This is a genomic window from Algoriphagus jejuensis, assembly GCF_039523455.1.
Taxonomy (GTDB): Bacteria; Bacteroidota; Bacteroidia; order Cytophagales; family Cyclobacteriaceae; genus Algoriphagus; species Algoriphagus jejuensis.
The window spans coordinates 1-23,498 of record NZ_BAAAFI010000039.1 but is presented as its reverse complement, the minus strand read 5'-3'; the positions used below and the strand labels follow the sequence as shown (position 1 = coordinate 23,498).

19 protein-coding genes and 2 tRNA genes are annotated in these 23,498 nt (G+C 44.9%); 17 read left to right on the top strand and 4 right to left on the bottom strand.

From position 1 onward, the window contains the following. The first annotated feature begins 134 nt into the window (after positions 1-134). The 5 genes from ABD031_RS15550 (at position 135) to rplT (ending at position 5,987) form a co-directional block, all read left to right on the top strand. Positions 135-2,612 (top strand): DUF5686 and carboxypeptidase-like regulatory domain-containing protein, encoded by a 2,478-nt coding sequence (locus ABD031_RS15550; RefSeq protein ID WP_343853086.1) that lies wholly within the window; start codon positions 135-137, stop codon positions 2,610-2,612. A 109-nt stretch (positions 2,613-2,721) separates the two neighbouring features. Continuing rightward, positions 2,722-4,671, top strand: a complete 1,950-nt coding sequence (thrS, locus tag ABD031_RS15545; protein WP_343853085.1) for a threonine--tRNA ligase — start codon at positions 2,722-2,724, stop codon at positions 4,669-4,671. Positions 4,672-4,755: 84 nt separating this feature from the next. Then, positions 4,756-5,313 (top strand): translation initiation factor IF-3, encoded by a 558-nt coding sequence (infC, locus tag ABD031_RS15540; RefSeq protein ID WP_343853084.1) that lies wholly within the window; start codon positions 4,756-4,758, stop codon positions 5,311-5,313. Positions 5,314-5,338: 25 nt separating this feature from the next. Continuing rightward, the gene (gene rpmI, locus ABD031_RS15535; protein ID WP_343853083.1) at positions 5,339-5,533 is read left to right on the top strand and encodes a 50S ribosomal protein L35; all 195 of its coding nucleotides are present in this window, start codon (positions 5,339-5,341) and stop codon (positions 5,531-5,533) included. 109 nt (positions 5,534-5,642) lie between these two features. Next, a complete protein-coding gene (gene rplT / locus ABD031_RS15530; protein WP_343853082.1) occupies positions 5,643-5,987 on the top strand; it encodes a 50S ribosomal protein L20 in 345 nt (114 codons plus the stop codon). Positions 5,988-6,098: 111 nt separating this feature from the next. Here rplT and ABD031_RS15525 read toward each other — a convergent pair whose 3' ends face one another. The 3 genes from ABD031_RS15525 to ABD031_RS15515 form a co-directional block, all read right to left on the bottom strand. Continuing rightward, complete coding sequence (locus ABD031_RS15525; RefSeq protein WP_343853081.1) at positions 6,099-7,427, bottom strand: Nramp family divalent metal transporter; 1,329 nt, start codon at positions 7,425-7,427, stop codon at positions 6,099-6,101. Between the two features lie 69 nt (positions 7,428-7,496). Next, on the bottom strand, positions 7,497-8,198 hold the full coding sequence (locus tag ABD031_RS15520) for a 3-keto-disaccharide hydrolase (RefSeq protein ID WP_343853080.1): 702 nt from the start codon (positions 8,196-8,198) through the stop codon (positions 7,497-7,499). Between the two features lie 388 nt (positions 8,199-8,586). Next, positions 8,587-8,660 (bottom strand) — tRNA-Met (locus tag ABD031_RS15515). 329 nt (positions 8,661-8,989) lie between these two features. On the opposite strand from ABD031_RS15515, the gene ABD031_RS15510 reads away from it, so the two are divergent. From ABD031_RS15510 to bshB1, 8 genes are all read left to right on the top strand, one after another. Then, positions 8,990-9,385, top strand: coding sequence for an START-like domain-containing protein (locus ABD031_RS15510; protein ID WP_343853079.1), 396 nt, complete (start codon positions 8,990-8,992; stop codon positions 9,383-9,385). Between the two features lie 73 nt (positions 9,386-9,458). After that, positions 9,459-11,225 carry an LptF/LptG family permease gene (locus ABD031_RS15505; RefSeq protein ID WP_343853078.1) on the top strand — a complete coding sequence of 589 codons (1,767 nt, stop codon included), beginning with the start codon at positions 9,459-9,461 and terminating at the stop codon, positions 11,223-11,225. 61 nt (positions 11,226-11,286) lie between these two features. After that, positions 11,287-11,562, top strand: coding sequence for a 30S ribosomal protein S15 (gene rpsO / locus ABD031_RS15500; protein ID WP_343853077.1), 276 nt, complete (start codon positions 11,287-11,289; stop codon positions 11,560-11,562). Between the two features lie 101 nt (positions 11,563-11,663). Next, on the top strand, positions 11,664-13,799 hold the full coding sequence (gene pnp, locus ABD031_RS15495) for a polyribonucleotide nucleotidyltransferase (protein WP_343853076.1): 2,136 nt from the start codon (positions 11,664-11,666) through the stop codon (positions 13,797-13,799). Between the two features lie 69 nt (positions 13,800-13,868). After that, on the top strand, positions 13,869-14,732 hold the full coding sequence (locus tag ABD031_RS15490) for a sigma-70 family RNA polymerase sigma factor (protein ID WP_343853075.1): 864 nt from the start codon (positions 13,869-13,871) through the stop codon (positions 14,730-14,732). Between the two features lie 156 nt (positions 14,733-14,888). Continuing rightward, positions 14,889-15,833: a thioredoxin-disulfide reductase gene (gene trxB, locus ABD031_RS15485; protein WP_343853074.1), complete on the top strand. Its 945-nt coding sequence runs from the start codon at positions 14,889-14,891 to the stop codon at positions 15,831-15,833. A gap of 9 nt (positions 15,834-15,842) precedes the next feature. Continuing rightward, entirely contained in the window at positions 15,843-16,883 is a 1,041-nt protein-coding gene (locus ABD031_RS15480; RefSeq protein WP_343853073.1) for a peptidoglycan DD-metalloendopeptidase family protein, read from the top strand. An 8-nt stretch (positions 16,884-16,891) separates the two neighbouring features. Continuing rightward, positions 16,892-17,608, top strand: a complete 717-nt coding sequence (gene bshB1 / locus ABD031_RS15475; RefSeq protein WP_343853072.1) for a bacillithiol biosynthesis deacetylase BshB1 — start codon at positions 16,892-16,894, stop codon at positions 17,606-17,608. Here the strand turns inward: bshB1 and pdxH are convergent, their stop codons facing one another. Next, positions 17,609-18,244 carry a pyridoxamine 5'-phosphate oxidase gene (pdxH, locus tag ABD031_RS15470; RefSeq protein WP_343853071.1) on the bottom strand — a complete coding sequence of 212 codons (636 nt, stop codon included), beginning with the start codon at positions 18,242-18,244 and terminating at the stop codon, positions 17,609-17,611. It lies immediately after the preceding gene. Positions 18,245-18,346: 102 nt separating this feature from the next. Between pdxH and ABD031_RS15465 the strand changes: the two genes are divergently transcribed. From ABD031_RS15465 to ABD031_RS15450, 4 genes are all read left to right on the top strand, one after another. Further along, positions 18,347-18,916 (top strand): YqgE/AlgH family protein, encoded by a 570-nt coding sequence (locus tag ABD031_RS15465; RefSeq protein ID WP_343853070.1) that lies wholly within the window; start codon positions 18,347-18,349, stop codon positions 18,914-18,916. Between the two features lie 48 nt (positions 18,917-18,964). Beyond that, positions 18,965-21,055 carry a DUF349 domain-containing protein gene (locus ABD031_RS15460; RefSeq protein ID WP_343853069.1) on the top strand — a complete coding sequence of 697 codons (2,091 nt, stop codon included), beginning with the start codon at positions 18,965-18,967 and terminating at the stop codon, positions 21,053-21,055. Between the two features lie 97 nt (positions 21,056-21,152). Continuing rightward, a tRNA-Thr gene (locus ABD031_RS15455) sits at positions 21,153-21,225 on the top strand. Between the two features lie 318 nt (positions 21,226-21,543). After that, a complete protein-coding gene (locus ABD031_RS15450) occupies positions 21,544-23,454 on the top strand; it encodes an Eco57I restriction-modification methylase domain-containing protein (RefSeq protein ID WP_343853068.1) in 1,911 nt (636 codons plus the stop codon). Positions 23,455-23,498: the final 44 nt, after the last annotated feature.

Below are 23,498 nucleotides of genomic sequence, written 5' to 3'. Positions count from 1 at the left end.
AAAACACAATTCAAGAGTATTTGATAAGCTAGAGAAGGCGATGATTTTGGAAAATTCATCAGCGCTTCGAACCAATTCAATCCGGTTTGAATTTAACTTGCGCCTGATTTCTGTTTTCTGCGAGAATACCTTCAATGCGTCAAACCCTTTTTATTGCCTTTTTCTCACTTTTTTCCACTTCCCTTTGGGCCCAGTTTACTATCAGGGGAAAGGTGACAGATGCTGAAACAAGTGATCCGATCGCTTTTGTCAATGTCATCCTGAAGGGAACTACGACTGGAATTACCACGGATTTTGAAGGGAATTATCTGATCCAGGCCAAATCGCTGAGCGATAGCTTAGTGGTGAGTTATCTGGGATATTTCCGCCAATCCAAAGCGCTGTCGGATCAGCCAGATCAGGTTCTCAATTTTCAGCTGCGACCGAGTGATTTTGAACTTGATGCGTTTGTTTTTGAAGCTGGAGAAAATCCTGCTTTTGAGATCATCAGAAGGGCTGCGGAGAGGCGAAAGGTTTTTGATAAAAGGTCTTTGCTAGCTTATGAGACCAAGAATTACACCAAGATTGAGATCGATATTGACAATCTTTCGGAAGAATTCAGACAGAGAAAGTCGGTACAGAAGGTTACGCAGGTCTTGGACAGCATCCGGCAACTGACCAATGACGAAGGAGAAAAAATCCTTCCCGTATTCTTCTCGGAGACGGTTTCGAAGTTTTATTACCGAGACAATCCCGAACTGCGAAAGGAAGTGATCGAAAAATCCAAAGTCACCGGAGTCGGAATCACCGACGGCTCGACTACTTCTCAGATCACGGGCTCGGTGTTCCAGGAATACAATTTTTACAAAAACTGGCTCTCCATCCTCAACAAGGACTTTGTTTCGCCGATTTCGGATAGCTGGAAGTCTTTCTACGACTATGATTTGTTGGATTCGGTTTTGGTGGGACAGGACACCTGTTACAAGCTTCAGGTCTATCCACGACGGGAGCAAGATTTGGCTTTCACGGGTACAATATGGATCAAAAAGGAAGACTATTCGCTCAAGCAAGTCGACCTGACGATTCCCAAAGCTGCGAACTTGAATTTTGTGGATCGGATCAAGATCCAACAGGAACTAGGTCCGAGCGCTGCAGGCCCGTTGATTCCGTCCAAAACGCGGGTTTTGATCAAGATCGCCCAAGTGACCGATGACACGGCGGGCCTGTTGGCGAAGTTCTATACCGCTACAGATAGCGTGGTGGTCAACCAACCCAAGGAGACCAAGTTCTTCAATCAGGCGGTTGAGTTGCAGGCAGATTTTGGGATGGCAGAGGACGACTTTTGGGTCGCAAATCGCCCGGACCCGCTTAGTTCGGAGGAATTGGCTGTGCTACAGATGGTGGATACCTTGAAGACAATACCAATCATCCGATTTTATTCTGAGGGCTTGAAGTTTTTTGCGACTGGCTATAAACCGATCGGTAAGATCGACATCGGCCCGTGGCCGGGATTTTTCAACTACAACAACATCGAAAATGTCCGACTCGGCATGGGCCTGCGGACCAATTATAAGTTCAGCAAAAAGTGGGAGCTGAAAGGCTATCTGGCTTATGGCTTTGGGGATATGAAATGGAAGTATGCAGCGTCGGCCACACGGATTCTGGACAGAAGCCACTGGACGACAGTGCAGGCTTACTCCAACAAAGAGATCGACCAAGTGGGATTGGAGATTGCCAACCTGCAAAGCAACAGCATCTTTTTGGCAGCCAGCAGGTTTGGTACGCTGCGGAGTCCTTATTTCAGCACCAATCATGGGCTGAACCTGCAGCGGGAGTTTTTCAAAGGATTCTTGGTAAAAGCCGGAATGAACGTCGGTCAATTCGACCCGCTCTATGATTTTTATTATTTGGAAAAAGATACGAGAGCATATAAATCCGATTTTGCAACGACCGAAATCCGAGCAGGAATCCGCTATGGCAAAGACGAGATTGTAATCATCAATGACAATGAGCGCGCTTCACTTGGTTCCCTCAAATGGCCGATTTTTGAAGTCAACTATACCAGAGGAATGAAGTGGCTCGGAGGAGATTTGGAGTACCAGAAGCTCAGCCTGTACGTCTATCAGCGCATCAATCTGGGGCTTTTGGGCGTCGGCAGATATGAGTTGGATGCCGGAAAGATCTTCGGTGAAGTGCCGTATCCCATTCTGAAAAATCACTTGGGTAACGAGACGCTGTTCTACACCACGGCGGCTTTCAATACTATGAATTTCACCGAATTCACCTCCGATCAATATTTCAGCATCCGGTATCGCCATGCCTTTGAGGGTTTTTTGCTCAATTCCATTCCGCTCATCCAGCGCCTGAAATGGAGACTAGTCGGTAGCGCCAATGTCCTCTGGGGGTCGGTGAAGGACTACAATGTGGAAAATGTCCCTGCTGTCGATCCCGATGGCAATCCACTCAACACCTTTGGACGTCTCGATTTTGGGAATCCCTATTTGGAACTGGGCTACGGAATCGAGAATATCTTCAAGTTTTTCCGGGTGGATTTTTTCCACCGGATGACCTATCTGGACAATCCGGGGGCGAAGCCTTTTCATGTGAAGATCAGTGCGCAGTTCATACTTTGATCGAAACTTTTCCTTATTCCCCTTCACTAAATTTTTCCTTTCCTAAGCGGTTGTGCATATTTGCAGCTTAGACCCATTGCCTGTTTGTATGGGCAGAAAAAAACAACACATGTCTGATCAAATTAAAATTACCCTTCCGGATGGCACCGTGAAGGAGTACGAAAAGGGAACTACCGGGCTACAGATTGCTGCAAGTATCAGCGAGGGTTTGGCACGGAATGTCCTCGCCGCCAAAGTAAACGGTCAGGTTTGGGATGCTACCCGAGCCATCGACGAAGATTCCACTTTGCAATTGCTCACCTGGAACGATCTGGAAGGTAAAAACACCTTTTGGCACTCATCCGCCCACTTGATGGCCGAGGCTTTGGAAGCCTTGTACCCAGGCACAAAATTCGGAATCGGTCCTCCAATCGAGACCGGATTCTACTACGATGTGGACTTCGGTGACCACAAGCTGGAAGGGGATGAGCTGGAGAAGATCGAGCAGAAGATGATCGAGCTTGCCAAGCAGAAAAGTGAGTTTATCAGAACTAATGTCGGCAAAAAGGAAGCGGTAGCTTTCTTTCAGGAAAAAGGAGACGAATACAAACTCGATCTCCTGGAAGGTCTGGAGGATGGATCGATTACCTTCTATCAGCAGGGTGATTTCACGGATCTTTGCCGTGGTCCACATATTCCACATACCGGTTTTGTCAAAGCGGTGAAGCTCACGAATATCGCCGGTGCGTACTGGAGAGGAGACGAAAAGCGCAAGATGCTGACCCGAATCTACGGGGTTACTTTTCCAAAGGCGCAAGAATTGAAAGATTATCTGACTTTACTTGAGGAAGCCAAGAAGCGTGACCACCGCAAGATCGGCCGTGAGCTGGAGCTTTTTACTTTTTCTGAAAAAGTGGGGATGGGATTGCCTTTGTGGCTTCCTAAGGGCACTTTGCTACGTGAGCGGCTGATCAACTTTATGAAAAAAGCCCAGGACAAATCGGGCTATCAGCAGGTCACCACGCCCCATATTGGGAGCAAAGTTTTGTATGAAACTTCCGGTCACTACGAGAAATACGGGAAGGATTCCTTTCAGCCGATCACCACGCCACACGAAGGGGAGGAGTTTTTGCTGAAGCCGATGAACTGTCCGCATCACTGTGAAATCTACAAACACAAGCCAAGGTCCTACAAGGATTTGCCTATTCGATACGCTGAGTTTGGTACCGTTTACCGATACGAGCAAAGTGGAGAGTTGCATGGGTTGACTCGTGTGAGAGGATTTACCCAGGACGATGCACATATCTTCTGTCGTCCAGATCAGGTGAAGGAAGAGTTTATCAAGGTGATTGACTTGGTGCTATATGTATTCAAAGCCTTGGGTTTTGAGGATTATACTGCGCAGATTTCTTTGAGAGATCCGGAAAAGAAAGAGAAATACATCGGTGGGGATGAAGCTTGGCAAAAAGCTGAATCTGCGATCATCGAAGCGGCGGCAGAGAAAGGTTTGGTCACTGTGACTGAACTGGGAGAGGCGGCATTCTACGGGCCGAAGTTGGACTTCATGGTGAAGGACGCTTTGGGTAGAAAGTGGCAGCTGGGAACCATCCAGGTGGACTATCAGTTACCTGACCGATTCCAGCTCGAATACATCGGATCTGACAATCAGAAGCACCGTCCGGTGATGATTCACCGAGCGCCATTTGGCTCCTTGGAGCGATTTGTAGCCGTGCTGATCGAGCACTGTGCGGGCGATTTTCCGCTGTGGCTTTCTCCAGAACAGATTAATATTTTGCCTATTTCCGAAAAATATATCGGATATGCTGAGGAACTAAAGGCGTTGCTGGACGATGCCGGTATTGCCGGGCACATTGACAACCGGGATGAAAAGATCGGCCGTAAGATCCGTGACTCGGAAGTGAAAAAAGTGCCTTTCATGCTGATAGTAGGTGAAAAAGAGCAGGATGAACAAAAAGTGTCTGTGCGAAAACACGGGCAGGGCGACTTGGGAAGCTTCTCAATCGAGGAGTTTATCAAGTATTTTCAAGGGATTATTTCAGAATCCCTGAGTAAGCAGTAAGAACGTATTATTTTATTCTGCTTTTTAGAATTAGAAATAATTCCGATATTTGCAGGCAATTTCACAAGAACAACCAAAGCTAACTTGAGCCAAAGACCATACCAGCAACAAAGAGGAAGACAAGAAGAACCTTATCGAATCAATCATAAAATAAGAGTTCGCGAAGTAAGACTAGTCGGTGATTTCGTGGAAGGCGGCAACGCCGTCCTTTCTATCGAGAAAGCCATCAAACTTGCACAAGACAACGAACTTGATCTTGTCGAGATTTCTCCCAATGCAGAGCCTCCCGTATGTAAGATCATCGACTATGCGAAGTTTAAATACGAGCAAAAGAAGAAGCAAAAGGAGATCAAGGCCAATGCAGCGAAAGTTGTTTTAAAGGAAATCAGATTCGGGCCTAATACCGATGATCACGACTTCAACTTCAAGCTAAAGCATGCGATCAACTTTCTGAAAGAAGGAGCAAAAGTGAAAGCTTACGTACACTTCGTCGGCCGTTCTATTGTCTTCAAGGAAAGAGGGGAGATGCTGCTGTTGAAATTTGCGCAGGAGCTCGAAGACCATGGAGTGGTGGAGCAAATGCCTAAATTGGAAGGAAAGCGAATGAGCATCTTCATCGCTGCGAAGGCAGGAAAAAAGTAATTTCAACCAATATAAATACAGCAAAATGCCAAAAGTAAAAACCAAATCCAGTGCAAAAAAGCGGTTCGCCCTAACGGGAACCGGTAAAATCAAAAGGAAACACGCTTTCAAAAGCCACATCCTGACCAAAAAATCTACCAAGCGTAAGCATAACCTGACCAAGACCGGTTTGGTACACGTTGCCGACGAAGGAAGAGTAAGAGACATGTTGAAGATCTGATTTTCAGCTTGACTCAAGATTAAAATTAAGGTTCATTAATTCACCAGATGCTTTGGTAGACAAGATTCCGAAATGATCGGAACACCAAGTGTCAAAAACTAAAAAAACTATGCCTAGATCGGTAAACGCAGTAGCGTCCAGAGCAAGAAGAAAAAAAGTGCTAAAGGCCACAAGAGGTTATTTCGGAAGAGGTAGCAACGTATGGACTGTAGCGAAAAACAAGTACGAGAAAGGTCTTCAGTACGCATACAGAGATCGTAAAGCGAAGAAAAGAGAATTCAGAGCTTTGTGGATTCAGCGTATCAACGCCGGTGCGAGAGTACACGGGGTTTCCTATTCTCAATTGATGGGTTTGCTGAAGAAAGCAGAAATCGAACTTAACCGTAAGGTTTTGGCTGATTTGGCAATGAACCATCCAGAAGCATTCAAAGCTGTAGTTGAAAGAGTAAAATAAGGTCGGCACATCCTTATTTTACGGAGAGCCTTCCCAAATGGGAAGGCTTTTTTTGTTGGTGAATGACCTCGCTGAAGCTGATATTTCTACTGATTTTTTAGAATGCTTTGATTAAAATAGCTTCCAAATCCCGTAGGCAGACACTCCCAGGATCGCAGCAGCACTTAGCCAAAACATGAGCTCTGATCCTAATCCGGAAGTCAGTTTCAGTTCTCTATTTTTTGCCCTGAACTTGATCGCCGCAGCGACGACGACCAGTAACAATACTGAAGCGACGACCCCGCCTGAAAGTACCATAATGCCAGGAAGCTTTATGAAAAGATACGTAATCACCCAGATGATCGGGAATAACCAAGCGAGGATTCCAACCCATTTTTTCCTTTGTAATTCATCACCACGCCTTATCCATCCCAACTCACAAAAGACATCGGGGTAGAGCCTGGACCAATAAGCCAGCGACGCGAAGATGCTGGAATACAAGGCAAAAAAGGCGCCAGCTAGATAGCCGAATCTCGCTCCAGACCCAAGAGAGTCGGTATAGATATTCGCGAGATAATTGATCAGATCGTTTCCATCCGGAATTTCCGAGCGGCCATAGAGGACCGCAGCTCCCAACAAATAGAAAGCGGCAGTCACTAGGGTATAGATGATCATCGCCAGAAATGCATCGAGATACATGATCTTTGTCCAACCTCGGGCACGTTGTCTCCAGGATTCCGAGCCGTCATTCGCACCGACATAGGCTGCATACCCTTTTTCCTGACACCAATAAGTATAGGCTATGATTTCATCACTAGCGACACCGGTAATTCCAAAAGCGCCGATTGCCACAAAAAGAACTTTCTGTGGCAAATCAAAAGTCAACCCCGACAACACATCGTCCAACGTAAATCTAAACGGTGTATAAAATAGCCCGATCAAAGAAGCGATGGTGAACATCGTAAAGCCAAACACCATCAGCGTGGAAGCTTTCTCGATCAGGTGATAGTAGTTTTTGAAAATCAGCAAACTAAGACTAAGCCCAATCAGCACCAACCAAAGATTGATCGGAAAGGAAGGGAAGATCAGATTCAGGACAATCGCCGAACCGCCAATCATACCTCCGATTTGGAGTATTTTAAAGGAGGTGAGCAAAAAAGTCGACCAAACCGCCCAGTTTGCCTTTCCGAAAGTAGGACCGTCCAATCGGTTAAATTCCTGCATCAAAGGCCTGCCAGAGACGATGGCGTTTTTTCCGAACTCCAGTTGGATGGCGACCTTGATCAAGCAGCTGATCAAGATCACCCAAAAGGTAATGAATCCGGCTTTCGCTCCCAGTACCGTCGTCGCGATCAATTCTCCAGAGCCGACAATAGAGGCAGACAGGATAAATCCAGGCCCTAAAAAACGCAGCTTTTTGAAAAACGACTCGGGTGGGTTTTGAATGGATTTTGGGTTCATTGGCTTGGAGTTACCTATAAAGTTGTTTGAAGGCAAGTACAACTGGCCAAGGCTGGGAAGATTCAGGCTTTAGTTTGCTTTTATTTTGACGTTTTTGAAATAGACGATGTCGCTGTGATCTTGAATCAGGATATGTCCGGTGTCAAATGAGCCAAAAAGAGGTTTCGCCTTGCTGTATTTACTGGCAGCTCGAGCTGTTTCAAAGGCATCACTTTTGCGATCAAAACTCAATACTTCTACTCCATTTAAGTAATGAGTGACTGTTGAACCCTTGGATACGATTCGGATATGGTTCCATTCACCGACATTCACCTTTTCGACAGTACTGACCTCGAACATGTCATACAGGGCAGCCAAGCGACGATTTTCATCTTTAGCGTCAGGATGGCGATCATTGTCGATGATCTGATATTCCAATCCCAGCTCAACACTTTGATCGTGATTATTGTAAAAGTATTTGATGCCGGAGTTTGCGGCTTCTGTTAATTTGAAATCGACCACCAGTTCAAAGTCCCCATATTTATCCGTGGTGATGATGTTCATACGCTTGTCGTTGTTCTTTTTTTGGAGAGAAAATACGCCGTCCTCTATCTTCCATACTGAGTCGGGAGAATCTCCCTTGGGAGAGGTCCATCCTTCGAAGTTTTCTCCATTGAATAGTAGTTTCCAGCCGTCTTTTTTCTCCTTCTTGCTTAAGGCGTTGTCCTGTGCGAAGGAAATTCCAGAAAGGAGGATTAGGGCAAGGGAAAGTGAGAAGATTCTTGAATTCATGGTTTTTCGGGTTTGCGTTTTTTACAAAGGAAAGAGCGGAAGAGAATTGCCGAATTTCTCGATCCTTGCTGTTAAGCTATAAAAATTTTGCTTGAACCGCTGCAATGACATAAGTATCGGCGAAAAGAAAGAGCGAAGGGATTAGAGGGCGTGAATGTCAAATCGATTTCCTCCTTCTAAAAAAGAAAAATTTCTCGATTCCAATCAGGCTTCGGAAGGAGAGGGTAGAATTTACCTGCCGAAGGTTGGCTCCCTTCCGCTTTTCCTGTTGCCGTGGCGCAGCGCCTGCCTACTTGAAGGTAGGGATAGGAATCCTGTACTCTAACCAACTGAGCAGTTTATCGAATTCCCAAAAAAAGAAAAGGCTTCCGTTTCCGAAAGCCTTGAGTAGCGAGAGGGAGATTTGAACTCCCGACCTCAGGGTTATGAATCCTGCGCTCTAACCAACTGAGCTACCTCGCCATTATTCTTTGTTGGTAATATGTCAATCTAACAGGAGATTTAAACTCCCGTCCGCCGCGGCGGATATGAATCCTGCGCTCTAACCTCCCGATGGCTATCGGGATGAGCTATCTCGCCAAATATTTTAATAAATTTTTACTGGTATTGATTTTTGAAATTAATGGCTAACTTAAACCATCATCGAATTTCAAAAAATCAGGCGATTTCCGTGCGAAATTAGCCATTTTGAGCCCCCTGCGAAAGGGAATGCAAATATGAGGTCTTGTACTCTTAAATGCAAGTTCAGTTTTGAGAAAAGTGTGAAAAAGTCACCTTTAAAATAACGCATCATGGTCAAAAATAAGTTTGTCGCTGATTATCAAATAAATGCTTCCAAGAAAATTGTTTTCCATTATTTAAGTTCTGCCAGTGGTTTAGAGGAGTGGTTTGCAGACGAGGTGCGAATTGACGAGGATAAAAATTATATTTTCAATTTTGACAATGAGGATCATCATGCAAAGCTGACATCACTGAGATCAAATCTGCATGTGAAGTTTGATTTTTTTGACCCAAAAATCCCAAATGAAACCGATCACTCCTTTATCGAATTTAAGTTGGAAGAAAATGAGCTGACCCAATCGCTTTTCATTAAGGTCATTGATTACTCGAATGAGTACGAGGAAGAGGAACTCGAGGCGATTTGGGATGGGCTGATTTCGAAGCTCAAGGAAATTATAGGTGGATAAATTCCCTTCTATTTGCCAACTTTGAACCCTGGCATTGGTAAATCGTTTTCCTTGCCGGAGGAAGTTTGCACGAATGAAAAAACTCGATAAGCTAATTTTAGGATCCTTTATAGGGCCATTTTTACTGACTTTTTTGGTTGTTGACTTCATCTTATTGATTGTCAACATGCTCAAGTATTTTGACGAGATCTTCGGGAAAGGGCTGGGATTTTGGATTTACGCAGAGTTGATTGGCTACTTCGTGATCAGTATTTCTCCGATGGCATTGCCGCTTGCGGTTTTGCTTTCCAGCTTGATGACTTTCGGAAATCTTGGCGAGCACTTCGAACTGACCGCCATCAAAAGCAGCGGTATCTCATTGATTAGGGCCATGAGGCCTATCGGCATTTTCGCAGTTGTGTTGACCATAGCGGCCTATCTGTCCAATAATTATCTCGTACCAAAAGTCAATCTGAAGACCTTCAGTTTGCTGTATGATATTCGGATGAAATCTCCCGCACTGGATATTAAGGAGGGGGTGTTTTATTCGGGAATTCCTTCCTATAGTATTAAGGTCAATGAGAAACTCGACGATGTCCGATTGAAAGATATAATAATCTACAATCATGCGGATCAGCAGGGTAATCTAAATGTAACCCTGGCTGATTCCGGTAGAATGGAGACCTTTTTCAGCGACAGCTACCTCAAGTTGACGTTATATAACGGACGAAGCTATAAAGAACAACGGGCGACCCGCGGAATACAGGAGGCTCCGGTGGAGTTTTCAAGGACTAAGTTTGACGAGAATGTGATCGTATTTGATCTCGATGCATTCCAGCTCAGCCGTACACCAGAAGATCTCTGGTCCACTAACCGGGCGATCAAAAACATCGCGCAAATCAAACTGGGATTGGATTCGATCAATACGCTGGTTAATGATCTCAAATTTCAGAATTATCAAACAGCCCAAAGTATCTACCCTTTTTTCACCAGAGAACGTCCGCTCACGCCACCTCAGGAAATTAAAGACCGCAAAACCAGAGATGACGCGTTAAGAAAGGCGAGGCTTGAAAGAGAGAAAAAGGAACAGGATTCCATAAAAAATCTTAAGAATTTGGAAGACTCTACCGCAATTAAAGGGGAAGACTCTCTTCAAAGTAAAGAGTCGCCACTGAATGTGACCGCAAGCGCTGAGATTTCAAAGTCAGATTCTATTTTTAGCCAGAAATCCAATCGCCGGCTGACGATGGGAGATTCTGTGGCGTTGACTAAATCATCGTCAATCGCAGCAGCGGATACTTTGGCTGCTGAGGAAGTCAAAAAAGTAAAGCGAACTACGCCGCTTACGGACAAAGAACGCGAGTTGATCGATTCGGTGGTTATCAAGCGCGGATACATCTCCAATGCCTACACGATGGCTTTGAATAATTCACGGAATCTTAAAAATTCCTTTGACGTCAAAAGTACTCAGGTGGATAACCATGAAAGAGAATATAGGAGGTATGAAATAGCCTGGTATCAGAAATATACCCAAGCCATCGCCTGTTTTGTAATGTTTTTGATCGGCGCACCTCTTGGTGCGATCATTAAAAAGGGAGGGCTTGGTATGCCGGTTTTGATCTCAATTATCTTTTTTATACTCTTTTACATGTTGACCATCACAGGCGAAAAATGGGCTAAAGAGGGGATCACAGCACCACTTTTTGGGACTGTTTTCTCCAACCTATGCCTTGTTCCCTTTGGCTTGTTTTTCCTAAGGCAAGCAAGAAAAGACGCGAGATTGTTTGAGGCTGATTTTTATTCTGGAATTTGGAAAAAAGTAGCTGTTTATTTCTCCAGAATCAAAGCAAAGTCCAGCTGATCGTTTACTTTCCCGAATAATAAGCTTACCTTTGTGTCTGTTTTACAAAATTTAGCTAAACATGTATTTAACATCAGAGAAAAAACAAGAGTTATTTCAGAATCATGGACGGTTAAAATCTGCTAACGATACAGGATCTCCTGAATCACAGATTGCCCTCTTCACTCACAGAATCAAGCATTTGACTGAGCACCTAAAGTCAAATAAGAAGGATCACTCCACTAGATTGGGTTTGTTGAAGCTCGTAGGTAAGAGAAGAAGCCTACTGGACTACCTCCACAAGAAAGAAATCGAGCGCTACAGAGCAATCATTGCCGAGCTCGGAATCAGAAAATAATCCTTTTAGTAAGGTTCTCATAAGTTGAGAACCTTACTTTTTTCTTTTTAAGCTAGATGCCTAGATTTTTCAGACCGAAGAAATTATACTAACAACAATTTATGTTACCAAATTTGATCACAAAGACCATCCAACTACAGGATGGCAGAGAAATCACTATCGAAACCGGAGCACTTGCCAAACAGGCCGACGGTTCTGTAGTAGTGCGGATGGGAAATGCGATGATTCTAGCGACCGTTGTTGCTAAGAAAGACGCCCTAGAAGGTGTAGACTTTTTGCCTTTGTCAGTTGATTACCAAGAGAAATTTGCCTCTTCGGGAAAAATCCCAGGAGGATTTTTGAAAAGAGAGGGCAGATTGTCTGACTACGAAATTTTGATCAGTAGAATCGTTGACCGGGCGATCCGTCCGATTTTCCCGGACGATTACCATGCCGATACCCAAGTAGCGATCACCTTGATGTCTTATGACAGCGAAGTATTGCCGGATTGCCTGGCAGGACTTGCTGCTTCTGCGGCTTTGTCTGTTTCTGATATCCCATTCAACGGCCCGATCTCAGAAGTGAGAGTAGCCAAAATCGATGGCAAATTGGTGATCAACCCTAGCCCTAAGTCTTTGGAGCAGGCAACGTTGGAATTCATCGTAGCTGGTTCTTTGGATTACATCCTGATGGTAGAAGGTGAAGCAAACGAAATCGCAGAAGAGGAAATGCTCGAAGCGATGCAGTTTGCGCATGAAGAAATCAAAAGACATTGCCAAGCTCAGATCGAGCTGACTGCGATGGTGGGTAAAGAAATAAAGCGTACTTACAGCCACGAGAAGTCTGACGCTGCGCTTTACGACAAGATGAAAGCTGAGCTTTATGACAAACTTTTCGCATCAGTAAGCAAGCAAATCGCCAATAAGACCGAGCGTTCTGCGCTGATTAAAGCCATTAAGGATGAGTTTGTAGCGAATCTCGGCACTGAGCATGAGTTTGAGGCAAGCCTGATCGGTCCCTATTTTCATAAGATTCACAAAGAAGCAGCGCGTAATCTGACTCTTGAGACCAAGAAAAGATTGGACGGAAGAGCATTGAATGAAATCAGGCCGATCTGGTCTGTCGTGGATTATCTTCCCTCTGCACACGGCTCGGCTGTATTTACAAGAGGGGAAACCCAGTCTGTCACCACTTGTACTCTCGGTACCAAGATGGACGAGCAGATGATCGACGGCGCGGTGATCTCCGGATATAACAAGTTCTACTTGCACTACAACTTCCCGGGATTCTCTACCGGTGAGGTAAAACCAAACAGAGGCCCAGGAAGAAGAGAAGTTGGTCACGGCAACCTTGCCATGAGAGCTTTGAAGAAAGTACTTCCTCCAGTAGAAGAGAATCCATACACCATCCGTATCGTATCTGACATCTTGGAATCAAACGGTTCTTCATCCATGGCGACTGTTTGCGCAGGGTCATTGGCATTGATGGACGCAGGTATTCCAATCAAAGCGCCGGTAACAGGTATTGCGATGGGGATGATCTCCGATGCAAAAACCGGTAACTATGCGATCCTTTCTGATATCCTTGGCGACGAAGATCACTTGGGCGACATGGATTTCAAAGTGACTGGAACCGAAAAAGGAATCACTGCATGCCAGATGGATCTCAAAGTGGAAGGACTGGATTATTCAGTTTTGAAAGAAGCCCTGTACCAAGCTAAAGAAGGTCGCCTTCACATTTTAAGTGAGATCTCAAAGACTTTGGCTGCGCCAAAGACTGACCTTAAGCCTCATACACCACGTTCGTTCATGATGTGGATCCCTAAGGAGCTCATCGGTGCCGTAATCGGGCCAGGAGGAAAAGTAATTCAGGAAATCCAGAAGGATACCGGGGCTACGATTATCATCGAAGAGGTTGAAAATCAAGGTAAAATCAACGTGTTCTCTGCCAACCAGGCAAATATGGACGCTGCGATCAAGCGAATCAAAGCCATCGTAGCTCAGCCTGAAATCGGTGAAGTGTACACTGGCAAAGTGAAAAACATTCAGCCATTTGGTGCTTTTGTGGAATTTATGCCGGGCAAAGATGGTTTACTCCATATCTCCGAGATCAAGTGGGAGAGATTGGAAAGCATGGAAGGCGTCTTGGAGCCAGGCGAAGAAATCAGTGTAAAATTGATCGACGTCGATAAAAAGACCGGGAAATTCAAGCTTTCAAGAAAGGCTCTTTTGCCAAAGCCTGAAAAACCTGTTTCCTAAGGTCTTGCTTGATCAAACAATTGATTATCTTATTGCATTAAAAATTTAATTTCTCAAATTCTATCCTGAATGAGGCAGCTAAAAATTAGCAAACAGATTACCAACAGAGAATCCCAATCACTGGATAAGTACTTACAGGAAATTGGTAAAGTCGACCTGTTGACAGCTGATGAAGAAGTGATTTTGGCAAAGAGAATTCGTGAAGGCGATCAACTTGCCCTCGAAAAACTCACCAAAGCCAACCTTCGATTTGTGGTTTCTGTAGCCAAGCAATACCAGAATCAAGGTCTATCTCTCGGAGATTTGATCAATGAGGGTAACCTCGGATTGATCAAAGCTGCACAGCGATTTGACGAGACGAGAGGTTTTAAGTTCATTTCCTACGCGGTATGGTGGATCAGACAGTCTATTTTGCAGGCTTTGGCTGAGCAGTCTAGAATTGTCCGTCTTCCGCTAAACAGAGTAGGTTCCCTGAACAAGATTTCCAAGACTTTCAGCGAGCTGGAGCAAAAATTTGAGCGAGAGCCGTCTCCTGAAGAGCTGGCAGAAGTGCTTGAAGTGACTGCTTCAGAGGTAGTAGACACCATGAAGATCTCCGGTCGTCACGTGTCCATGGATGCTCCATTCGTGCAGGGCGAAGAAAACAGCCTTTTGGACGTTTTGGAAAATGACGGCGACGAGAAGCCAGACGATGGATTGATGACTGACTCCTTGAGAAAAGAAGTTCAACGCGCGTTGTCTACATTGACTCAACGGGAAGCTGACGTAATTACGCTATACTTTGGATTGAACGGCGAGCATGCGATGACCCTGGAGGAAATCGGTGAAAAATTCAACCTGACCCGTGAGCGGGTGAGACAAATCAAAGAAAAGGCAATCAGGAGGCTGCGTCATACTTCCAGAAGCAAGACGCTTAAACCCTACCTGGGATAATAATACTAAAGGGGCTCAGGCCCCTTTTTTATTTAATACTCCTTAGTATTTATACCACTGAAAGTAACAAGACATCAGTTAGGGAATTTTAACTATCCCTAGTTTTGCTACCTACCCAAAAATGACAAATTTTAACAGATTTAATACAAGCTATTAATGAATCAGGAAATTGAAAGGGTCAAAGTATTGATTATCGGATCAGGCCCCGCTGGCTACACAGCCGCTATTTATGCCTCAAGAGCTGGACTGACACCCGTATTGTACACCGGAGGGCAACCTGGAGGCCAGTTGACAATCACCAATGACGTAGAAAATTATCCAGGATATCCAGATGGAATCATGGGCCCCGAGATGATGGAAGATTTCAGGAAGCAAGCCGAAAGATTTGGTACGTCTGTGCGATATGGACAGGTGACGAAGGTCGATTTTTCTACTCGCCCTCATGTCGTGACAGTGGACGATCAGATTATGATTCACGCCGATACTACCGTCATTTCTACCGGAGCATCGGCTAAATGGTTGGGTATAGAAAGTGAAACCAGATTGAATGGTAAAGGGGTTTCGGCCTGTGCTGTTTGTGACGGATTTTTCTTCAAAGGCCAGGACGTTGCGATTGTTGGAGCGGGAGATACCGCCTGTGAGGAAGCTACCTATCTTTCGAATATTTGCTCTAAAGTCTACATGATTGTACGGAAAGATGAAATGCGAGCTTCTCAGATTATGCAATCACGGGTAATGAATAATCCGAAGATTGAGATACTTTGGAATTCGGAGACTGAGGAGATCTTGGGAGAGGATGAAGTTATTGGTGCTAGAATTGTTAACAATAAAACCGGTGAAAAGCGGGATCTCGCAGTTTCTGGCTTCTTTGTTGCTATTGGACATCAGCCAAACACGGAAATCTTTAAAGATTTCATCCACATGGATCATTCCGGTTACATTAAGACGATTCCAGGAACTTCTAAAACGAACGTGGAAGGCGTCTTTGCCTGCGGTGATGCACAGGATAATGTTTACAGGCAGGCAGTGACTGCCGCCGGTACGGGTTGTATGGCAGCATTGGATGCGGAGCGCTTCCTTGCGGCGCAAGAGAATCATTAAAACCAGTTGATGAGGAATTTTATTCTGAAAGCTATATTAGGAATTATGCTGAGCATTGGTTTCGTTGACGCCAATGCTCAGGTTTTTCCCAAAATCGTAAAGAAAAACAGTACGAGTCACCCCGCTAATACTCAGGAGAGAAGAAACATCGAACTGAGACAATTTGACCAAGAATCCTATCTAAGAACGCTCACGTTCCAGACGGATTCTTTAATTTTTCAATATGACGTAAACCTCGCCAGGATTAGGTCGATCATCAGTGAGGAGCCAGGCGGAATGTCTTGGGCTCCGACAAATCAATTGATAAAAGTTTCTGAGCAAGTTCAGATCGACAGCATATGGGTCACGGCATTTGAATATTACTCCACTTGGGATAGTAAAAAAGTAGATATCTATAATCTCGATATTCGCTCCTTTCAAGACAGCCTGCAGCTCCGACTTTATGATACGCGGTATGGACTGGATTGGAAGATGCCGTTGGACAAACCTGTCGTCACGTCCAACTTTGGTGGTAGATGGGGACGGATGCACTATGGAACAGACTTGGATCTGAACACCGGAGATCCTGTGTATGCGGGATTTGATGGAATCGTACGAGTCCGAGGTTATGACCGATATGGATGGGGATATTATATTTTGGTACGACACAAAAATGGTCTAGAGACACTCTACGGCCACCTCTCTAAGCAAATCGCCGAAGTAGGGGATGAGGTGAAAGCCGGAGATATAGTGGGAAAAGGCGGGAGTACCGGCCGAAGTACTGGATCTCACCTGCATTATGAAATGAGATACAAAGGACTGGCATTTGACCCGGAGGGAGTTTATGACTTCGAAAAAGGGGAGTTGTTCAAACAGGATATCCTGATCTCCAAAGATCTCTTCAGTCACATTGCCAAAGCCAGGGCCGCCGCCTATCACAGAGTGAAACGGGGGGATACCCTGGGCTCTATCGCCAGTAGGTATGGTGTCTCACTCAGTCAGCTTACCAGGTTAAATGGAATCACCACGAGATCGATCCTGAAAGTAGGTCAGAATCTTAGAGTAAAATAGCACGGAACATGAAACTAGATGTATTGGTTTTGGCAGCTCATCCTGATGATGCCGAATTGGGCTGTTCAGGAACTATAGCTGCACACGTAGCCAAAGGTCATAAGGTGGGGATCGTGGATCTGACCCAAGGAGAAATGGGTACCAGAGGTACCCCGCAGATTCGATTGCGAGAATCCGATGATGCTGCAAAAATCCTTGGACTTTACGCCCGGGAGAACATGGGCTTCAAAGACATCTATTTCAAAGACGATGAGTTTCACCAAAAGGAACTCATCCGGGTCATAAGAAAGTATCGGCCAGAGATCGTGCTCGCCAATGCCGTTTCTGACCGTCATCCCGACCATGGGAAAGGATCTTCCCTGGCGACCAATGCCTGCTTTATGAGTGGACTTCGAAAAATCGAAACCTCGCAGGATGGTGAAGAACAAGAACCTTGGAGACCGAGATTTGTCTACCACTATATCCAAAACAATTACATTGAACCGGATTTCATCTTCGATATATCCGAATATTGGGATGTAAAAGTCGCCAGCATCATGGCCTTCAAATCCCAGTTTTACGATCCGACTAACGAAGAGCCTTCCAGTTTTATCTCTTCTCCAGAATTTTTGCCTTTTATTGAATCCAGAGCCAGAGAATTTGGCCATCGAATCATGTCCAAATATGGAGAGGGATTTACCGTAGAGCGGTTTATCGGAGTTGATGATTTGTTTGATCTGAAATGATCAGGGAGCGAGGCGGATGATTTGCCAATCTTCAGCCATGTTTTTTTGATAGCTGATACGATCATGAAGCCTGCTCGGTCTTCCCTGCCAAAACTCGATCCTTGAAGCCAGCAAGCGATATCCTCCCCAATGTAGTGGCCTGGTAATGGCTTCGGTTGAGAATTTGTTTTCAAATTCATGTTGACGGCTTGTAAGTTCTTCCCGGCTAGCGATTGGTTTACTCTGTGGAGATGTCCAGGCTCCAATTTGCGAACCTATCGGCCTGGAATGAAAATAGGCATCTGATTCTTCGGAATTTACTTTTTCCAATTTCCCCTTGATTCTAACCTGACGCTCTAGTTCAGGCCAAAAAAACGTAAGCGAGGCCTTGGGACACTTCGCTATTTCCAGCCCTTTCTCACTTTCATAGTTGGTGAAAAAAACAAACCCGTGATCCACTTCCTTCAGGAGAACGATTCTGCCGTTGGGGTATCCATCGAGACCAAGCGTGGACAGACACATTGCATTAACTTCCGGGACTTCGGAATCGATTGCTTCGCCGATCCAAGCTCGAAATTGTTGTATCGGATTATGGTTTACATCTCTGATATCCAGTGATTTGGAGCTGTAGTCTTTACGAATTTCAGAAAGCTTCATAGCTATTTTTCAAAAGTTGAAAATTGTCTGATAAAAGTACCACAGCCATTGGTTTTATAAAATTTAAGCCTATATTTTTCACGAATTAGTAAAGACAAAGGCATGAAGAATGATCCTTCGAAAATACCTCAAGCAGGCAATCTATTAATCTCCGAACCCTTTTTGCAGGATGAAAATTTCGTGCGTTCTGTGGTTTTGCTGTGTGAGCATAATTCTGAAGGCAGTTTTGGATTGGTGCTCAACAAGCCGTCGATTCTACACCTGAGTGAGCTGGTTGAAGAGCTGTCATTTCTGGAAAATGAAGTCTTCGTCGGAGGCCCCGTGGAGCAAAATACGCTACACTTTGTTTATTTTGGCGAAAAGGTTTTGGAAGGCAGTATTGCTATTGGCGAGAAACTCTGGTGGGGAGGAGATTTCGAGAGCTTGGTGGAGCAACTGAAAACGGGAGTTTTAGATCCCTACAGCGTGCGTTTTTTTATCGGCTACAGTGGCTGGGGATCAGGCCAGCTTTCGGATGAACTCGAGGATAATACCTGGATCATTTGTGACCATAAAATTGATTCAGAAGTGCTCCAAAATACCCCAGACGAGCTCTGGCGTTTGCTTTTGAAAAGCATGGGAGGCGAGTTTAAGGTAATCGCAAATTATCCCTTGGACCCAAGATTAAATTAGGCAAAATCCCTACTTTTGCCCATATTGCCTTGAAATAGTATAGTTTTTATGACTGAAAAAAGTAACGAATTGTCCGAAAAAGACAAGGTGACCCAAGCGACTGAAAAAGAAGCGGAAGGTATTGAAAATGCAAAACAAGCCGACCAACCTGAAGTTGAAGAAGTTTCGAATGAAGCCGATTTGAAGAGCTCGGAATCAAGCTCTATCGAATCGGAAGCCAGCGCTGAAGCAAGCCCGGCTGAAGTGCCTCAAGCAGTCGAAGAATCTTCTGAACTGCCTGCCGCAGAAGAGGAAACGGTACCCGCTTCTGAAGCTCCAATCTCCCCTGTACCTGAAGCCGAGCCCGAAGTAAAAGGGGAGGCAGATGCTGACACCGAAAAAGATGATGCTGAGAGCGACGAAACAGAGGACGAGGAAGACCATTCGGATGAGCATATCGAGCTCGCTGACCTGACTAAGGTTCAGCTTTTAAAATTACTCAAAGATAAAATTCAACATACAGCGGTTCTGAAGCTGGATAAGTTGGCACACGAAATAAAGGCTGCCTTTGAAGAATTGGTGTCGAAGGACAAAGACGAGGCACTTAATAAATTCAAGGCAGAGGGCGGAGCCGAAGATGATTTTGAATACCGTCAGCACGAGGAGGAGCGCGAGTTTTTCAAAGTGTTTAATGACTTTAGGTATCAGATCAATTCGCTGAGAAAAGAAGCTGAAAAGCAAAAAGAGAAAAACTTCACCGCAAAGAACGAATTGCTTAACAAGCTGCGCGAACTTGTAGACGGAGAGGAGACTACCCTGAGCATGGGAGCGATTAAGGCGATTCAAGAAGAATGGAAGACAATCGGTCCAGTACCAACCGCCCAAAACAGAAATCTATGGGCGAGTTTCAACGCGCTGATGGACAGATTCTACGACAACCGTAGTATCTATTTTGAGCTGAAAGAACTTGACCGTAAGAAGAACCTGGAAAGCAAGACTGAGCTTTGTGAAAAGGCCGAATTGCTGAAGGATGTGAAGGAACTGAAAGAAGCTATTCGCCAATTGAATGAGCTTCATGAAGAGTTTAAACACATTGGGCCGGTACCTAGAGAGGATCAGGAAAATCTTTGGCAACGGTTTAAGGCTGCTTCCGATGCGGTATACGATCGCAGAAAGGAATATTTTGAAGGACAAAAAGAAGTCTTCAAACAAAACCAATCGGACAAAGAGGAATTGATTGGCCTATTGGCTCCATTTGCGGAATTTAAGGCCGACCGAATCAGGGACTGGAACGCTAAAACCAAGGATATCCTGGAGATACAGAAAACCTGGGAAAAGATCGGGCCTGTGCCCAAGGAAGCAGGGAAAGAGATTAACAAAGCCTTTTGGGCAGCGTTTAAGCACTTTTTTCACAACAAAAACCTATTCTTCAAAGAACTGGATGAAATCCGTGCCACCAATCAAAAGAAAGCGGAAGACCTGATCGTGCAGGCTGAAGCGTTGATGGGAAATACGGATTGGCAAAACACTGCCAATCAACTGGTAAAACTCCAGCAAGACTGGAAAAAACTTGGCCCGACTCCAGAGAAGAATAGAGATTCACTCTATAAGAAATTCAAAGCTGCCTGTGATACTTTCTTTGAAAACAGAAGGAATTCTAACAAGCAAGCAAATTCCGAGTTTGATCAGAACCTCAAGAAAAAGCAGGAGCTCATAGCACGGATTTTAGAGGCTGCAAACGGTGAAGACCTGAGTGAAGATAGCTTGACCACTTGGGTTTCTGAATTCAATGACATCGGCTTTGTACCTCGCAAGAATATCAAGGAAATTCAGGCGCAATTCAAAGAGGCCGTTGATAAATACTTGGAGAAACTGGATCCTAGTGGTACAGACCGGGAGGACTTCCTGTTTAGACTGAATCTCAACCGAATTCAGTCTGACCCGAATGCAGTGAAGACCTTGAATAAGAAGGAGCATGGTATTCGTAAGCAAATTTCTGACTTGGAAAACAGCATCACGCTTTGGAAAAACAACCTTGAGTTCTTCACGGCCTCCAAGACCGCCGATAAACTCAAGGATCAGTTCGACGTCAAAATCCAGAAGGCGGAGGATGAAATCGACAAGTTGAAAAAGAAACTGACGATCCTGAGGGAATTTTAAATTTTTCCCGCTCAAAATCTGAGAGATAGAGATTTCTTCGGTGGCGGGTTTGGAGTGAATGGACCCAAAGTCTATATTTGCACCACGATAAAGGTAAGCCTCTTTAGCTCAGCTGGTAGAGCAACTGACTTGTAATCAGTAGGTCGCTGGTTCGATCCCGGCAAGGGGCTCAAAAAAGGGAAGCAGAAATGCTTCCCTTTTCCTTTTTGGTCACTTTTTAAAGAAACCTATACAAAAATTACTGAAAAGATTCACGGATAGAAATCAGGAGGTCGCTGTCCGCGATAGCTATCGGGACGATCCCGGCAAGGGGCTCTTTTCAAAAAACCACTCAGAAATGAGTGGTTTTTGCTTTTACAGGTAATTGGAAGAAGAATTAGCCTAGATTATTTTTTTACTCCGACATTCCCCTTCTCATCCAAGAAATTGCTTTTCGTTTTCAAGCAAACCAATATCTTTAGGTGTTAAGATTTCCACCCACCTTTTTCATGGCTCTATTCCAAAGTTCAGTCCTTAAGAAATACCTAGCTGCTCAGGAACATGCCCCGATGCATGCCGCTTTCGGAGCCTACATGTCTTACTTTCACGATCCAATGCGCCGATTGAATATCCGCGCTTCCAAAGAAGAACAGTTTCAGGAGGGGTTTCTTCGGGAGCTATTTATAAATATTTTCGGCTACACGATCAATCCCGATCCGGATTACAACCTGACCACGGAACTCAAAAACATAAAGGACAGCAAGAAAACCGACGGGGCCATACTTAAAGGCGGCAAAGCACTTGCTGTAATCGAGCTCAAAGGAACCGATACCAAAGACTTGGAAAAAATCCGTGATCAAGCCTTCAATTACAAAAACAATCAACCCGACTGCATCTATGTGATCACTAGCAACTTTGAAAAGCTGCGCTTCTACATACACAATGCAGTCGATTATCAGGAGTTTTCTATCCTGCACATGCAGTGGGAGGAATTCAAACTCTTGTGGCTTCTATTGCAAAAGGACAACCTTCTCAAGGGAATCCCTCAACAGATCAAGACAGAATCCCTGCTTATTGAAGAGCAGGTCACCAAAAAACTCTATTCCGACTACTCTGCCTTCAAGCAGCAACTCTGGCAGGATATGGTCACCAATAATCCCGGCCTTGACGAACTGCTCCTCTACAAAAAAAGCCAAAAGCTCCTCGACCGTTTTCTCTTTATCTTCTTTGCCGAGGACAAAGGACTCCTTCCGCCCAATTCCATTTCCGAAATCATCAAGCAATGGGAGACCTTGGAGCGGCTGGATTCTTATGTACCGCTTTACGACCGATTCAAGTTGTATTTTGGCTTTATGAATTCAGGGCGACCTACCCGCAAGGACAAAGCCGAAATCCACGCCTACAACGGAGGACTCTTCGCACCCGATTCCTTGCTGGACAGTCTGAAGGTCTCTGATGACCTGCTCAAAAGGCACGTCCTCAAGCTCACCGAATACGACTTCGAATCCGAGGTGGATACCAATATCCTCGGGCATATCTTCGAGCACAGTCTGAACGACATCGAAAATGTCCGCGCTTCCCTCGAAGGGACGCTCGTAGACAAAAGCAAAACCAAGCGGAAGAAAGACGGGGTATTCTACACGCCCAAATACATCACCAAGTACATCGTGGACAATACCGTCGGCAAACTCTGCACCGAGAAAAAAGCCGAATTGGAAATCGTCGACGAAGAATTCTCCCGAGGGAAAGTCTATAAAACCAAGGATGCGGAGCAAAAGCGAAAGATCGAACTCCGGGATAAACTCAATGCCTATCGGGACTGGCTGCTCCAACTCGCCATCTGTGATCCGGCCTGCGGATCGGGAGCTTTCCTCAATCAAGTCTTGGAATTCCTCATGGCCGAGCATCGCTACCTGGACGAACTCGAATCCATGCTCTTCGGCAGCAGCATCGTCTTTCCAAACGTGGAAAACCACATCCTCGAAAACAACATCTTCGGATTCGATATCAACGAAGAGTCCGTCGAGATCGCTCGACTCAGCCTATGGCTGCGCACGGCGCAAAAAGGAAGAAAACTCAGTACCCTCAGTTCCAATATCAAAGTAGGCAACTCCCTGATTGATGATCCCGAAGTAGCAGGAGACTTAGCCTTCAACTGGCAAACCCAATTCCCAAAAGTCTTTGCCAAAGGAGGCTTTGATGTGGTGGTAGGTAATCCGCCTTATGTAGGTAGTAAAGGGGAAAATTTTAATGATGACATTAAATCATTTTTGACAAAAAAATATGAAGGTGCTTCTTATCAAATAGATCTATATATTTTGTTCTTAGAGAAGGGATATAATCTGATAAATCATAATGGGATAATTTCTTTCATTGTTCCAAATGAGCATCCCCCAAAAGTTAGGACAGGATTGGTTTAAGGCCAAGTATACAGGAAGGGCGTGAGTTTTCCATATTTCCACAC